The sequence below is a fragment of the Ferrovum myxofaciens genome, from assembly GCF_000735045.1.
Taxonomy (GTDB): domain Bacteria; phylum Pseudomonadota; class Gammaproteobacteria; order Burkholderiales; family Ferrovaceae; genus Ferrovum; species Ferrovum myxofaciens.
Genome location: NZ_JPOQ01000317.1, coordinates 1 through 253, shown reverse-complemented (window position 1 = coordinate 253; position 253 = coordinate 1). Strand labels below are relative to the sequence as shown.

Annotated in this window: 1 protein-coding gene; it reads left to right on the top strand. The window is 55.3% G+C overall.

Annotation, left to right across the window (positions count from 1 at the left end; all coding sequences use genetic code 11):
• Positions 1–253 (top strand): DEAD/DEAH box helicase family protein (locus tag IV91_RS16205; RefSeq protein WP_150112520.1); only part of this gene is annotated, 253 nt, incomplete at both ends.

Here is a 253-nt window from a genome sequence, read left to right as displayed (position 1 = left end):
CTTGCGTGCCGTTCAGCAAGGACTGGCAGATGCCGACCGGGGCAAACTCATCATGGCCTGCGGGACGGGCAAGACTTTTACCAGTCTCAAAATTGCCGAGGTTTTGGCTGGACGGGGGAAACAGGTACTGTTTCTGGTGCCCAGTCTGTCCCTGCTGTCCCAGAGCCTGACGGAATGGACACAGGAAAGTGATCTTCCACTGCACAGTTTTGCTGTCTGCTCAGACAGTGATGTGGGTAAGACAAAGCGGAAG